Source organism: Thermostichus sp. MS-CIW-36, from assembly GCF_054059035.1.
In genome coordinates, this window is sequence record NZ_JBSSBR010000002.1 from 85,694 (window position 1) to 100,757 (window position 15,064).

The following is a 15,064-nucleotide window of genomic DNA, read 5'->3' on the forward strand; positions in this document are numbered from 1 at the left end:
ACCCCATACGCGGCCAGAAGGCTTCTCTCTATAGCCCGAGTGTCTCACCCTAAACTGAACAGACTGTAGTGGCTGATGGACGGCCTGTTGGTGCTCAAAAGGGCTTCGCTCCCCTAGCGCGAGATCAGCTCCGCTTGCAACCGCTCCCGGGCCACCTGCAAAGCCTCTGCCAATTTCTCCGGCTGTTTGCCCCCAGCTTGGGCCAAGTTGGGCCGTCCGCCACCACCGCCCCCAGTCAGTTTGGCGATCTCGCCGACGAAGGATCCCGCCTTCAGGCCAAGTTGCTGCACCGCAGGGCTAAAGGCAGCCACCAGGCTGACCTTACCGGCTTCCGGCACCGATCCCAGCACCACTGCCCCTTCCCCCAGCTTGTGGAGCAGATGCTCGGCAGCGGTTTTGAGGGCCTCAGGGGTGGTGGATCCCAGTTCTGCCACCAACACCTTGAGATCTCCGACGGCAACCGCTTGGGCCAGCAAACGTTCGGCCTGTAGCAAGGCCAACTGGCTGCGCACCTCTTCCAGTTCCTTCTGGGCAGCTTTCAGCTCCGCCTGTAGGGCGGCAACCCGCTCCGGCAGTTCCTGGGGCTTGGCTTTGAATTGGGCGCTCAGCTCCCGCACCACCCTGTCCCGTTCGTTCAGGTATTCCAGCACAGCCGGCCCGGCCACGGCCTCGATGCGGCGGATCCCGGCAGCCACCCCGGTCTCGGCGATGATCTTGAACAGGCCGATCTCAGCGGTGTTGTTGACATGGGTGCCACCGCACAGCTCCATCGACACCCCCGGAAAGTCGATCACCCGCACCTCGGCGCCGTATTTTTCCCCGAACATGGCCACGGCACCTCTGGCTTTGGCTTCGGCCAGGGGCATGATCGCCACTTGAGCAGCATGGGCCTCGGCAATCCAGGTGTTCACCAAGTTCTCGATCTGTTCCAGCTCCTCAGGGGTGACTGGCCGGGATAGGGTGAAATCAAAGCGCAGCCGGTCAAAAGCCACCAGGGATCCCGCCTGACCAATCGAGGGATCGACAATTCTTTTCAGGGCCGCCTGCAGCAGGTGGGTGGCGGTGTGGTGGGCTTGGGCGCGCCGCCGACAGGCCAGGTCAATCTGGGCTTGGACGGGATCCCCCACCCGCAGGATCCCGCGTTCCACACGGCCAAAGTGAACGAACAGATCCCCTTGCTTTTGCACATCTTCAATCCGCACCAGCAGGCCGTCCCCAGAAAGGTAGCCCCGGTCGCCAATTTGCCCGCCGGACTCGGCGTAGAAGGGCGTGCGATCCAAAACGACCTGCACTGCCTGCCCTGCCTCCACTTGGGGCACCGATTTTCCCTCGACCAACAGGGCCTCGACCACGCCGCGGGCAGAAGATTGGCTGTACCCCAAAAACTCCGTTTGGCTGAGGAAATCCGCCAGCTCGTCCAGGGATCCCTGGGCTGTGAGGTCGATGGTTTGGTGGGCGGCGCGGGCCCGCTGCCGCTGTTTCTCCATCTCTTGCTCAAAGCCCTCCAGATCCACGCTGAAGCCGTGTTCTTGGGCAATTTCTTGGGTTAGCTCCAGCGGAAAACCGTAGGTATCGAAGAGCTTGAAGGCGTCGGCGCCGGAGATCTGCTTTGGCGAGCTGCTGTCACGGCGGGAAGATTCGACGGCAGTAAACAAATCCAGCAGTAGCCGTTCCCCCCGCTCCAGGGTTTTGAGAAACTGCTCTTCCTCCCGTTGCAGCTCGGTCTTGATCAGGGTTTCTCGCTCCCGCACCTGAGGATAGGCAGCCTCGGCCAACTGAATCGCGGTCTCGATCACCGGGATGGTGAAAGGCTCGCCGATCCCCAGCAATCGCCCGTGGCGCACCATTCGCCGGATCAGCCGCCGCAGCACATAGCCCCGATCCACATTGGAAGGGAGCACCCCATCGGCAATCAAGTGCATCACTGCCCGCGCGTGATCCCCGATCACCTTCAGGGAGGTTTGCTGCTCCGGGTCGGCCTTGGAGTAGTTCAGCCCGGCGATCCCAGCCGCCGTCTGAATGATGGGAAAGATCAAGTCCGTCTCGTAGTTGTTGGGCACCCCCTGCAACACTTGGGCCAACCGCTCCAACCCCAGGCCGGTGTCGATGTTTTGCTTGGCCAGCGGCATCAGGTGACCTTCGCTATCCCGGTTCAGCTCCATGAACACCAGGTTGTAGATCTCCAGAAAGCGGGAGTCATCCTCCAAATCGATCCGCTCATCCCCCAGCTCTGGCTTGAAGTCGTAGTAGATCTCAGAACAAGGGCCACAGGGGCCAGTGGGGCCGGCAGCCCAGAAATTATCCGCCTCTCCCATGCGCTGGATGCGGTGGGCCGGGATCCCTATCTCATCTCGCCAGAGGGCAAAAGCCTCCTCATCTTCGCGAAAGACGCTCACCACCAGCCGTTCCGGGGGCAGGCCGAACACCTCCGTCACCAGCTCCCAGGCCCAGGCAATGGCCTCTTTTTTGAAGTAGTCGCCAAAGCTGAAGTTGCCCAGCATCTCGAAGAAGGTGTGGTGGCGCGCCGTTCGGCCCACGTTCTCGATGTCGTTGGTGCGCACACATTTCTGGGCCGTTGTAACCCGTGGGTACTCCGGATCCCGTTGCCCCAGGAAAATGGGCTTAAAGGGCAACATGCCGGCAATGGTCAGCAGCACCGTCGGATCTTCCGGCACCAAGGAGGCGCTGGGCAACACCTGGTGGCCCCGCTGAGCGTAGAAGTCCAGAAAAGTTTGCCGAATGGCGGCACCGGAAAGCGCTGGAAACATGACAGGCGAAGATGGCTGTATTCATCAATTCTAAGTTTTCCCTCTGCAGGGCAGTCCAGCCCTTGTTGTTCTCCTCTGTTCCACCAAACCCCATCCGCCGAAAACCTAAGCGATTTGTCCGATTAACCTCAGGGCGGGCAGACGCTAAGATCAGCCTATCTGAGGCAGTTGTGCAAGATTTGTTTCTTCTTGGTCTAACCTGTATGTATCTCTCACAACTTGCCTGCCGACTTCTTGGCTCCGTCTCGGTTGTCCGGATCGCCAGCCGGTAACCCCAAACTGGTATGCCCACTTGCTACTGCCTTAACCCTGCCTGTTTGCAACCGGAAAACCCGGCGGACGCTTCTACCTGTGTCTCCTGTGGCCATCCCCTCCTGCTGCGCAATCGCTACCGGGCCTTCAAGCGCATCGGCCAGGGGGGATTTGGCTCTACCTTTTTGGCGCGGGATGAGGACATGCCCTCCAAACCTTGGCGGGTGATCAAGCAGTTGCGCCCGGTCGAGGGATCCCCGCAACTGGCCAAGCTGGCGGAGGAGCTCTTCAATCGCGAGGCCCAAGTGTTGGAGCGCCTGGGCGAACATTCGCAGATCCCCAAGCTCTACGCCCACTTTCAGGAAGGCGGCAAGTTCTACTTGGTGCAGGAATTTATCCAGGGCACCACCCTCTCCCAAGAAATGCGTCGCAATGGGCCCTTCTCCGAAGAACAAACCCGGCAGGTGATGCAGGAGGTGCTGCTGATCCTCAGCTATGTCCACAGCCAAAACACGGTTCACCGAGACATTAAACCTGCCAACCTCATTCGCCGCAAAGAGGATCAGCGGCTGGTGCTGATCGACTTTGGGGCCGTAAAGGAACTGGGGCCAGCCCAGGAGCAGGCGGCAGAAGTGACAGCAATCCGCTCCCTTGGCTTTTCTCCCCCGGAGCAAGTAGCCGGCCAGGCGGTCGGTCCCTCTAGCGATCTCTATGCCTTGGCTGCCACCTGCATCAACTTGATGACGTTGGAATCTCCGGCCAAGTTTTATAACCATGAAACGGGACAGTGGGATTGGTCGGATGAACTGCAGCTTAGCCCTGAATTCGACGCCATTCTGCACCGCATGTTGCAGCCGGCCATCAATCAGCGCTTTGCCACCGCCACCGAGGTCTTGCGGGCGTTGCAAGGGATCCCGGTGGAAGAGGCAGGCGGCCCGATCTCTCAGCCGATTGTGTTGCCCAACTCCCCCCTGTCTGCCAATCCCAGCACATCGGTGATCTCCGGCTACTGGGCCAAGCGCCGCTCGGGTGGTTTCGTGCCCACACCCCTCCCTCCGTCCACCGCAGGGGGAATGACAGCCAGCAGCCCGCTATCCATCCCCTCTGAGTGGGGGAGCACCACCGGTTTCACCCAACTGGGCCGAGCCAGTAGCATCACAGGCAGCGGACGGATCAAGCCGGCTACCCCACCGCGGATCCCTTCCATGGCGGGAGCGGATCTGCGGGGAAAGTCCTTTGCCAACCAAAACCTAGCCGGCTATGACTTGCGCCAGGCCGATCTGCGGGGGGCCGATTTCTCAGGGGCCAACTTGCAGGGGGCGGATCTGCGCGGCATCCTCTTCAACACCCCTCAACCCCATTGGCTACGGGTTTTGAGCCAACTGTCTGGATCGGCCAAAACATTGGGAGGGATCCTGACAGGCTTGGGGGGGCTGCTGGGCTCAGGGATCCTGGCCTTTTTGCTTGTCCGCCTGACCACGGGCAATTTGGTTTATGCGTTAGGAGCGGCTGGGATCGCCTTGGTGGTGGCCAGCTCGGTGATCTGGTCGATGGCCGGTGGGGTTCGTTTGGCTCGATACCCAGAAGAAAAGAGCAAGCGCTTTACCAACTTTTGCAAAGCAGATCTGCGGGGGGCACGGATGGACGAGAAGCTGCGGAAGTTTGCCCGCCGACAGGGGGCCATTTTGAGCTGACGCAGGGCGGACTGCGGATCTGGCGGATCTGGAATTTTGCGTTGCGATTTAATAGTTTTATAGTTGTTTCAGGTTAGGATGAGACGTCTGGGCTACTGCTCGCGCCGGCGGGACGGAGTCCTTGAAAAGCCTCCTGTCCCTCCGCATTACTGCCCCGCAATGCCATTGCTCCGCAACGCTGACGCGAAGACGCGACCGACGTCTTAGTGTGGGCACAGTGTCCTGGTTTGAATCGAGGTGACTATAAACAAGAGATCAAAGATCAAGCCATCGAAGGGGGTGGGGAAGCCCATCTGCGAAGAGACCGGTTGACCTGTTCCGTCAGAGCTCGGCAGGCTACGGTTTTGCCCTGTTGCCGATCCCCAGCTTGGTCGTAAAAGACAATACCATCGGCCCGAGAAAGGCCCAACGCCAAGAACAACAGCTCCAAAACCCCAAAAGAAGCGGTCTCCAGCTCCGGCGCTCGATCCTTAAGCTCTGCCAGCGTGGTGTGGGCATCTTCCAGGTGGCCGAAGGCCGGGATCCACAGATGGGTCGTCGGCTGGGATCCCTCTGAGGATGAGTCGCCAGCAGCAGGATCCTCGACCACCCGCACCGTCAGCCAGCCGCCATCGGGGTAGCGCAAGGTGGTGTATTGCAGGTGATCCAGGTGTTGGGCCACCTGAGTGAGCACATCCGCCACCTGTTGCATCGCCGCCGTTGGGATCCCATTTTGCGGAGCGGTATCCACAAGGGTTGCGGCCTGTGCTGCCAGACTAACCACCATGATTGACAACAATCCTCGTCCACATCCAGAATAGATATTCGCAGCGATTGGGGCTGTAGTTCAATTGGTTAGAGCACCGCCCTGTCACGGCGGAAGTTGCGGGTTCGAGCCCCGTCAGCCCCGTACTCCTAAAACACTCTAGCTTAGTCGCTCCCCTGCAGCCTCATATCTCCAGGCTGATCTGATTTCTGATGGAGACTGTTGCGCAACGCGGTTGGCCTGGGGTTTAAGCTTCGGCGGTGGGGCCACTCTAAAATGGGGCTTAGTCCAGGGGAAAAACCATGCAGTATCGCAGATTTGGGCGTACCGAGCTGTCTATGCCCGTGCTGAGCTGTGGTGGCATGCGCTATCAACACAGTTGGCAAGATACTCCTTGGTCAGGGATCCCAGCGGCAAGCCAGCAGAACCTGGAGGCGACGATTCGCCGGGCCTTGGAGGTGGGCATCAACCACATCGAAACTGCCCGCGGCTATGGCACTTCTGAAATGCAGTTGGGCCGCATTTTGCCGCTCTTTCCCCGGCAAGATCTGATTGTGCAGACGAAAATTGGCCCCAGCGCCGACCCGCAGCAGTTCCTGGCCAAGTTCGAGCAATCGATGAGCTACTTGAACCTCGATTATGTGGATCTGCTGGCCATCCACGGGTTGAATACCTGGGAAGACTTGGAGCACAGCCTGCGTCCAGGGGGGTGTCTGGAGGTGTGTCAGCGCCTGGTACGGCAGGGGCGGGTGCGTTTTGTCGGCTTCTCCACCCATGGGCCGACGGAGTTGATCGTGGAAGCCATACGGTCAGGGGGCTTTGATTACGTCAACCTACACTGGTACTTTGTCAACCAAACCAACTGGCCCGCCATTGAGGCTGCCGCCCAGCAGGATATGGGGGTATTCATCATCAGTCCCTCGGATAAGGGGGGCAAGCTTTACGATCCGCCCGCCAAGCTGGTGCAGTTGTGCCAACCCCTCAGCCCGATGGTCTTCAACGACCTGTTCTGTCTGTCCCATCCCCAGGTTCACACCCTCAGCATTGGGGCGGCCCGACCCAGCGATTTTGATGAGCACCTGCAGGCGGTGGAGTTATTGGATCGGGCTGATGAGCTGTTGCCGCCGATCCTGGCCCGCCTAGAGCAAGCTTTGATCGAGAAGGTGGGAGAGCACTACGCCAAAACTTGGCACCAGGGCCTGCCTCGCTACGACCAAACCCCCGGACAGGTGAATATCCCGTTTATTCTGCTGCTGCGCAATTTGGTCTTGGCCTATGACTTAGTGGACTATGCCAAGAGCCGTTACAACCTGTTGGGCAATGCCGGCAGTTGGCTCCCCGGCCAGCGGGCAGACAAGGTGGATGCCGAAGCCCTGCGACCTTATCTTATCCACAGCCCCCACCGCGACCGGATCCCGGCTTTGTTGCAAGAAGCCCATCGCCTGCTCTCTGGAGCTGAGGTGAAGCGCCTATCTCAGAGCTAGCTTGCTCAGGGATCCCCCCGTTTGACGGTCGAGATCCGGTGGAATTACACTGAGATATTGAGCACATTAGCATCACGGGATCCCGCCCCTCCATGAGCTACTTGGTTATCGACACCGAGGGCAACCCCAACCTCAAAGAAATCGCCCTTATCGATAGCAGCGGCAAGCTTATTTACCATGCCTACACCCAAGAATACTCGCCCCACCACCCCCAGCCCAAACCTTTGGCCCAAATCGTTGCTGACCTGCGGCGCTTGGCACAAGGCAAGACTCTTGTTTTCCACCACGCAGAGCAAGACCTAAAAATCCTTAAACAAGCCTTTGAGCAAGCTAACCAAGAGTGGCTTTCTAACCCCGTTTTTTGCACTTGGCTAGCTGCCAAGGAATGTTTCCCCAACCTCCCCAGCTACAGTCTAGAGTATCTTAGCAAACATCTTAGTATCCAACTGGAGAGCGGCTATTTCAACTCCAAACTGGCCCACGACGCCAGCTACGATGCCCTCTTTACCTACCACCTCTATCGCCACCTCACCCACGCTCAGCTCAAAGCCCAGAATGTTCCCAATCCTTTCGCCAACAGCAGAGTTGACAATCCCTTTCAGCATTATCCCGACGAGACCACCATCTATCAGCCTCAGTACCAGCAGCTCACTGCCACCCTACAGGACATCCAACGGGATCCCAACCACCAGAGCCGAGGGGTTGTCTTACTGGGAGAACCTGGATCCGGCAAGACCCACCTGATCATGCGGGTGGCCCAAAACCTCCTGCGCCACAACCGTCTCCTGTTTATCCCTCAGCCCACCCATCCCGACAACATCTACCACCACATCTACAGCCACACCCTGGAATCCCTGCGCGAACGGGTAGATGCCCATCACCACACCCAGCTCGACTACTTGATTGCCAAGAGCTTTGTGGAAATCTTGAAAACCTTCCCCCAAACCTCAAAAACTGAAGAGCTTCTCTCCCTTCTCACGGCGGATCCCCTCAACCTCTTTCATCGCCTGGGAGCAGAAGGCACCGAGCGTCGTCGTCAACAATGGCAAGCCATTGAAAAACAGGTTCTGCGCTGGTGGGCAGAGCAAAACTTTCTCACCGGTTCCACCGAAAACATTCTCAAGGGCATCATCAAATACTGCAGCTACAGGGATCCCAACCGCCGTCAACAGATCATCCGCTGGCTCAGCGGTACCGACCTGGATCCCGAGGATACCGGCTTGATTGGGTTGCCCCCCTGGAGTGCAGATCTCGACCGCAACACCTTTGCTCTAGAAGGAATGAAAGTCATCGGTAGGCTCTCGCTGCTTGACCGACCTCTCATTATTGTCTTTGACCAATTGGAAGCTTTGGGCCGAGAAGAAAATCGAGATATCCTCCTCAACTTGGGCGATGCCCTGAAAGAGCTTTTTACCCGTATTCCCAACAGTCTGTTTATCCTTAATCTGTTCCCCGACCGTTGGCAACATTTCCAAACCCAATTTGACCGGGCTACCGTCGATCGCCTCTCCCAAACCGTTCTCTCTCTGGATCCCCCACCTGCTCCCCAGCTTCAAACCCTTCTGCAAACCCGTCTGCCCTCAGGGATCCACCTCCAAGCTCTCTTTACCGCCGATGACCTCAGCGATATCCTCAGCCAACCCTCCATCCGCGCCATTCTCAACCGGGCCTCAGCCTACTATCGCCACTACATCAACGGGATCCCTCTCCCTCCCCAGGTGCAAGTTGTACCCACTGCCAGCAATCTAGCCGCCCGTGTCCAGCGGCTCGAAACTGAGCTGCAAACCCTCAAACAACTGCTCATCCCCCTTCTTCCTGCCCAGAGTCTCCTTGCTGTAGCTCCGCCTCTCCAGCCACCCAGCCTCTCTGAGGATCCTGCCGAAGTCTTGGAACCCTACCTCCGTGATACCGAGGCCCAGCTTCGTGCCAGCTATCCCCAAGAGGCGATTATGGACAGCACAGCTGATATCGGCAAATTGCGCACCATCGTCAATGCCCTGCAAGGGATCCGTCCTGTCCCCATGAGTGCCCTGAAGCTGGGCAAATGCAAGCTTCCAGATCACCTCTATTTCCCCAGCCAAAAGCGGGTGATCGCCTTTATCCAAGTGGGTCCCAGCAGCATGTATGGACAGCTCAATAACTTCAACCAATTGGTGATTGCTCACCCTGAGCTTCAGTTTCTTTTGCTACGGGATGCCCGCCTTAAGCCTCCTTCCAAAAAGGCTACCGCCACCAAAGAGGCCTTGGCTGCCCTCAACAACAGCCCTAATGGCAAGTATAAGCTGCTCACCAAAGAGGATCGCATTCACCTGGAGCTGATGTACAGAATGATCACCGACATCCAAAACCGCGACCTGGAAATCGACCTGACCCAAGCCGTTCGGTATTATCTTGACCACAGGGATCCCCCCCTTATTGCCTGGATCCTGGGCCGTGATTAAGCGCTCCAGATCCGTCGAAACCCCATGTTGTTCAAGGTCGGCTCCGCATCGGGATCCAGCACCGTAAAACCGGGATCCCATATTGTCCGGCCAAGCTTGTGACCTGATTCTTAAGGCTGCCGATCAACGGAGCCAATGGCAAGGGATTGACAGCGGAGCCAAAGTACCTCAAAGTTTCCGGCATAGTGGGCTTTGTCCGGCTCAAGCCCTCCCCTGATTACTCAGTATCGGAGCGGCGGGATTTGAACCCACGACCCCCACTACCCCAAAGTGGTGCGCTACCAAGCTGCGCTACGCCCCGACGCACTTACGGGTAGAAGCCCATGAAGTGCCTAGCTAGTCTAGCATCGGATCGCGGCCAGAGTTAACCCCAAGCTGCGGGATCCCGTGGAAAACATGCTAGCTTAGTTAAGCCGTTAAGAAATCGCACGCCTGAACTACCGGGTGTCCTTACAGCCCTTTCGCGGTTTGCTGCAACAGCTCCTGAGTTCCTTGCCAATGGGGGTAGAGCGCTCTGTGCAGGTAACCGGCGGGAAGGCCGTAACTGGGATCCGTTCGGGCGGAGGCTAACCCGTAGGAGAGGAAAAACTCATGAGCGTAGTCAGTTTGCCTCAACTGTTGGAGGCAGGGGTTCACTTCGGCCACAAGGCCAGCCGCTGGAACCCGAAAATGCGGCCCTACATCTTTACCGAGCGGAACGGCATCCACATTATCGATTTGGTGCAGACGGCCCGCTATCTGAACGAAGCCTACGAGTATGTGCGGGATGCTGCTGACAGGGGTTGGCGCTTCCTGTTTGTGGGCACCAAACGGCAAGCTGCTGGGATCATCGCTCAAGAGGCTCGTCGCTGTGGCAGCTACTATGTCAACCAGCGCTGGTTGGGGGGTATGCTCACCAACTGGGCCACCATCAAAACCCGCATCGACCGCCTCAAAGAAATTGAGGAGATGGAGAGCAGCGGTCTTCTGGATCGCCTGCCCAAACAAGAGGCCAGCCGTCTGCGGCGAGAGTTGGCCAGGTTGGAAAAGTACTTAGGCGGCATTAAAACGATGCGCAAGCTCCCCGATGCGGTGATCATCGTCGATCAGCGGCGGGAGGCCAACGCCGTTCAAGAATGTATCAGGCTTAACATCCCGATCATCTCACTCCTGGACACCAACTGCGACCCCGATCTCAGCGATATCTTTATCCCCTCTAACGACGATGCCATCCGAGCGATTAAGCTGATTGTAGGCAAGTTGGCGGATGCCATCTACGAAGGGCGGCATGGGCAGCTCGACACCGTTGAAGAGGATGAGTACGACTACGAAGGGGCGATGGATCTGGACGACGACATTCTGGAAGACATGGAGGACGAAGAAGAAGGAGAAGCCGAGGAAGGCTAGACCGAGGGCAGGGATCCCGTGCAATCCGGGCACTTCCCTGCCTGTTCCCTATCCAGAGGCGTGTATTCTTGAAATCTAGGTTTACAATTCTACTGAAGCCCGCTCATTCTCACTCATATCCCGCCACATTCTTCCCGTTCTTTCATTCGAGGAGCCCTCATGAGCATTGATGCCAAACTGGTCAAAGAGCTGCGCGAAAAGACGGGCGCAGGCATGATGGACTGCAAAAAAGCCCTGGAAGATTCCGGTGGCGATATGGAGAAAGCCATCACCTGGCTGCGACAGAAAGGGTTGGCAGGGGCAGCCAAAAAGGCCAGTCGCGTCGCGGCAGAGGGGGCAGTTGACAGCTACATCCACTTCGGCAATCGAATTGGGGTGTTGGTAGAAGTGAACTGCGAGACGGACTTCGTGGCCCGCAACGAAGATTTCAAGAAATTGGTGCAAGACATCGCCAAGCAGATTGCCGCCTGCCAAAACGTAGAATACGTCAGCGTTGACCAGATCCCTGCTGAAGTGGTGGAGCGGGAAAAAGCCATTGAAATGGGCAAAGAAGATCTGGCCAATAAGCCGGAGAACATACGCGAGAAGATCGTGCAAGGTCGCATCGAAAAGCGCCTGAAAGAGTTATCCCTGTTGGATCAACCCTTTATTAAAGATTCCTCGATCACGGTGGAGGAATTGGTCAAGCAGCACATTGCCAAACTGGGGGAAAACATTCGGGTGCGGCGGTTTGTGCGCTTTGTCCTGGGAGAGGGGATCGAGAAAGAGGAAGTGGATTTTGCTGCTGAGGTTGCCGCTCAAGCCGGTCTCAAGCCGGCAGAGGCCCCCAAAGTGGAAGAGACTCCACCCGCTCCTCCTGAAGAACCTGCCCCAGAACCGGCCCCTGCTGCCGAGAGCAAGCCGGCCAAAAAAGGCTCCGCCAAGAAAAAGAAATAGCCGGTCAAGGCTGAGCTGTAGGGCCATGTCGGCGGTGCAGAGGCGTTGAAACTGCCTTATGGAGAGTGTGGGCACCTCTATGTCGGCAGTTCTATAACCACTACGCTTGGGTATCCCTTGGGGGAAAGGCTAGGTTATGCATGCAAATGTTCTGATCCTGATACATTTACGCTGAACACTGCTGAACATCACTGTTCAACTATGCAGCGATAGCATTCTGTTTGTTTCCAAACAGAATGGCGGTACCCCGCAAAGCTTTGAGTAGAATACCCAAAGCGCAGTTTCCGTGTCGTCTTACTACCAATTTTCTGCTTTGCTTTGGCTACCATGTTGGCAGACTCGAAAGTAAACAGAAAGATCAACTGGTAGTAATCCGTACTGAACATATTATACATTATTTTCAGTATAGTTGAGCTTATTATTGACTAGAGTCATGCTCCCGCCTTGGCAGGGTTAACTCCAGCACGCTAAGGTAGCAGACGGCCTTTTTGGATCCCGGGCATGAGTTTTATCTTGCGCAATGCGTTAATTCCCACCGCCACCGGCTACGAAACCGCAGATGTGCGAATCGAGGGGGAACGGATTGCTGCCATAGGCAGAGGGTTACCCGCAACGGGCGCAGACAGCCTGGAACTGGATGCCAGTAACCAACTCTTGCTGCCGGGCTTTGTCAATGCCCACACCCATTCTCCCGAAATGTGGCAACGAGGGATCATACCGCCCTATCCGCTGGAGCTGTGGCTGGCACAACTGCACGAGTATGCGCCGCCGGATCCGGAAAAAATCTATCTCAGCGCGCTGGGGACGGCGGTGGAAACCCTGCTGACGGGGGGCACCTCGGTGGTGGATCATCTGGTGTTGATCCCAGGCCAAGAGTTGGCCACCATTGAGGCGGCGGTACGGGCCTACCGAGAAGTCGGGATCCGCGCCTTCGTGGGCCCCTTGATCCAGGATCAGGCTCTCTCTCGGGGGTTGCCCAGCAGCTCCTCTTGGGATCGGGAGCCGGAAACCTATCCCCTCTCCACAGCAGAGGTGCTGGCCATTGTGGAAGAGGCGGTGCAGCGCTTTCACCGGCCAGAAGAGGGCATTACCCTCATGGTGGCTCCCACAGGGATCCAACTGTGCTCAGACGAGCTGTTCAAGGGCTGTGCGGAGTTAAGCCAGAAGTATGACCTACCCCGCCACGCCCACCTGTTGGAAACCCGCGCCCAGCAGATGTTGGCCCAGGAAAAGTACGGCTGTAGTGCTGTGGAGCATCTGGAGCGCTTGGGCTACCTAGACCAGAGAACTTCCCTGGCTCACTGCGTCTGGCTCAGCGATGCCGATATCGAGATCTTGGCCCGTACCGGCTCTACGGTTGTTCACAACCCCTTGAGCAACCTGCGCCTAGGCAGCGGCATTGCCCCCATCTTGAAATACCGCCGGGCAGGGGTGAACGTGGCCTTTGGCTGCGATGGATCCGCCAGCAACGATTCGCAGGATTTGCTAGAGGCCATCAAAATCGGCACCATCCTTCACAACATCACGGATCCCGACTACCGCCACTGGATTTCTCCCCGCGAGAGCATCGAGATGGCAGCCCGAGGTGGGGCAATCGGCTTGGGCCTGGGGGATCAGATGGGATCCCTGGAAGTGGGCAAGCAAGCGGATCTGGTGCTGTACGATCTCACCCAACTGTCGCTGTTGCCCCGTACCGATCCCATTGGGCTGCTGGTGTTGGGTCGGCCCACCCAGGCAGTGCATAGCGTTTGGGTGCGAGGAAAACAGGTGGTGTCCGGCGGAGCCGTGACGACGGTGGATGTGGCCAAGCTGCGGCAGGATCTGTTTGCCCACAGCACCTGGGATCCCTTCCGCCGATCCCAGCAGGTGGCACAGCTGGAGGCCCGCTACCGCCGCGTGATGGGTTTGCCGGCATAGCCATGGCAGGGATCCCTGCGGGTTCAGAGGTCGACTGGGCCAGAGCCACTGCGCAGGTGAAACGACAGGCCCTGGCCCTGGGTTTTGACAAAGTCGGCATTGCCAGCATAGAGGATCCCCCCGACTTGCGGGGCCTGCAAGCTTGGCTGGCTGCGGGCATGGCCGCCGACATGGCCTGGATGGAGGATCCTAGGCGAATGGATCCAAAGCAGGTGCTGCCGGGGGTGCAGTCGTTGGTCTGTGTGGCTTTGAATTACTACACCCCCATCCGCCACAGCCAGGATCCCGGCAAAGGCAAGATCTCCCGCTACGCTTGGGGTCGAGATTATCACCGCGTGTTGGGGCGGCGGCTGAAGCAGCTCCACCTCTGGATGCAAGCGCAATTTCCGAACTACCGCGGTCGATGCTATGTCGATACCGGCCCGGTGGCGGAAAAGCCCTGGGCCATGCAGGCGGGCTTGGGTTGGATCGGCAAAAACAGCCTGTTGCTCACCCGCGAGTACGGCTCCTGGGTGTTTCTGGGAGTGATCCTGACCACCCTGCCGTTGCTCCCTGACCAGCCCCACACCGCTCACTGCGGCACCTGTACCCGCTGCCTAGAGGCTTGCCCCACGCAGGCCATCGTCAGCCCAGGGGTGGTGGATTCCCGCCGCTGCGTTGCCTACCACACTCTAGAAAGCCACGCCGAGCGGATCCCTGCCAAGATTGCCCAGAACCTGCACAACTGGGTGGCCGGCTGTGACATCTGCCAGGAGGTCTGCCCTTGGAACCAACGCTTTGCCCAACCCAGCCGGATCCCGGATTTTCAGCCCTACTCTTGGAATGTTGCCCCTGATCTCCAGGAGCTGGCCCGGATCGATGATCGGGAATTCGACCACAAGTTTCCGGCCTCTGCCCTGCGCCGGCTCAAGGCCCACCGCCTGCGCCGCAACGCCCAAGCAGCCCTGGAAGGCAATTCCAGCTCTGCAGCTGGCAGCAACGATTTGGAAGCCCCCTCTACTTAACTTGGATACGCTTTCCTAGCAGGATCTTGCGGCCTCGAGGCCGGCGCCAGAAAATGGTGGGGCTATTGTCTCTGGGCCAGGGACGCAAGCTAACATACATGCCCTACCCTCTTTCTGAGGCCACAGTGCTGGGCCGCCATGGTCTTGCTCTCGTGGGAGCGGTTTTGCGCAAAGGACGTGTGGACTTGGTGCAGGAGTTTACCCACCGCTTTGTTTGAGCTGGATCGACTCAAACACAGTAGCCCCACCTAAAACACGGTCACTTCAAGCTAGATTAGGACACTGATACATTCACGCTGAACTCTCCTGAACATGGTTCAGGAAAGAAGCGATCGCATCCTGCCTATCTCTGAGCAGGAAGGCGGTATCCCGCAAAGCCCTGAGGAATACCCCCCGAGCGCTTTCCCCCTTCACTTCCCGGCAACCGTTGCGGTGGA

At 58.1% G+C, this 15,064-nt stretch carries 9 protein-coding genes, 2 tRNA genes and 1 pseudogene; 8 read left to right on the plus strand and 4 right to left on the minus strand.

What is annotated here, in order from left to right; genetic code table 11:
- Positions 1 to 113: 113 nt before the first annotated feature.
- A complete protein-coding gene (alaS, locus tag ACVWVQ_RS01775) occupies positions 114 to 2,768 on the minus strand; it encodes an alanine--tRNA ligase (protein ID WP_457506569.1) in 2,655 nt (884 codons plus the stop codon).
- A gap of 284 nt (positions 2,769 to 3,052) precedes the next feature.
- On the opposite strand from alaS, the gene ACVWVQ_RS01780 reads away from it, so the two are divergent.
- Positions 3,053 to 4,714, plus strand: coding sequence for a protein kinase domain-containing protein (locus tag ACVWVQ_RS01780; protein WP_457506571.1), 1,662 nt, complete (start codon positions 3,053 to 3,055; stop codon positions 4,712 to 4,714).
- Between the two features lie 262 nt (positions 4,715 to 4,976).
- Here the strand turns inward: ACVWVQ_RS01780 and ACVWVQ_RS01785 are convergent, their stop codons facing one another.
- A complete protein-coding gene (locus ACVWVQ_RS01785) occupies positions 4,977 to 5,480 on the minus strand; it encodes a hypothetical protein (RefSeq protein ID WP_011433137.1) in 504 nt (167 codons plus the stop codon).
- A gap of 49 nt (positions 5,481 to 5,529) precedes the next feature.
- On the opposite strand from ACVWVQ_RS01785, the gene ACVWVQ_RS01790 reads away from it, so the two are divergent.
- From ACVWVQ_RS01790 to ACVWVQ_RS01800, 3 genes are all read left to right on the plus strand, one after another.
- Positions 5,530 to 5,603: transfer RNA gene (locus ACVWVQ_RS01790), tRNA-Asp, on the plus strand.
- 158 nt (positions 5,604 to 5,761) lie between these two features.
- The gene (locus tag ACVWVQ_RS01795; RefSeq protein ID WP_414413599.1) at positions 5,762 to 6,943 is read left to right on the plus strand and encodes an aldo/keto reductase; all 1,182 of its coding nucleotides are present in this window, start codon (positions 5,762 to 5,764) and stop codon (positions 6,941 to 6,943) included.
- Positions 6,944 to 7,035: 92 nt separating this feature from the next.
- A complete protein-coding gene (locus ACVWVQ_RS01800) occupies positions 7,036 to 9,384 on the plus strand; it encodes an AAA family ATPase (protein WP_457506573.1) in 2,349 nt (782 codons plus the stop codon).
- A 227-nt stretch (positions 9,385 to 9,611) separates the two neighbouring features.
- Here the strand turns inward: ACVWVQ_RS01800 and ACVWVQ_RS01805 are convergent.
- Positions 9,612 to 9,685, minus strand: a tRNA-Pro gene (locus tag ACVWVQ_RS01805).
- A 290-nt stretch (positions 9,686 to 9,975) separates the two neighbouring features.
- Here ACVWVQ_RS01805 and rpsB point away from each other — a divergent pair.
- Together rpsB and tsf are read left to right on the plus strand one after the other, a co-directional pair.
- On the plus strand, positions 9,976 to 10,770 hold the full coding sequence (gene rpsB, locus ACVWVQ_RS01810) for a 30S ribosomal protein S2 (protein WP_414418796.1): 795 nt from the start codon (positions 9,976 to 9,978) through the stop codon (positions 10,768 to 10,770).
- Between the two features lie 144 nt (positions 10,771 to 10,914).
- Complete coding sequence (gene tsf / locus ACVWVQ_RS01815; protein WP_457387299.1) at positions 10,915 to 11,706, plus strand: translation elongation factor Ts; 792 nt, start codon at positions 10,915 to 10,917, stop codon at positions 11,704 to 11,706.
- 199 nt (positions 11,707 to 11,905) lie between these two features.
- Here tsf and ACVWVQ_RS01820 read toward each other — a convergent pair.
- Positions 11,906 to 12,089, minus strand: a pseudogene (locus ACVWVQ_RS01820) (hypothetical protein); the annotation flags it as partial.
- Between the two features lie 118 nt (positions 12,090 to 12,207).
- Between ACVWVQ_RS01820 and ACVWVQ_RS01825 the strand changes: the two are divergent.
- On the plus strand, positions 12,208 to 13,623 hold the full coding sequence (locus ACVWVQ_RS01825; protein WP_457506576.1) for an amidohydrolase: 1,416 nt from the start codon (positions 12,208 to 12,210) through the stop codon (positions 13,621 to 13,623).
- A gap of 2 nt (positions 13,624 to 13,625) precedes the next feature.
- A complete protein-coding gene (gene queG / locus ACVWVQ_RS01830) occupies positions 13,626 to 14,627 on the plus strand; it encodes a tRNA epoxyqueuosine(34) reductase QueG (RefSeq protein ID WP_414417694.1) in 1,002 nt (333 codons plus the stop codon).
- Positions 14,628 to 15,064: the final 437 nt, after the last annotated feature.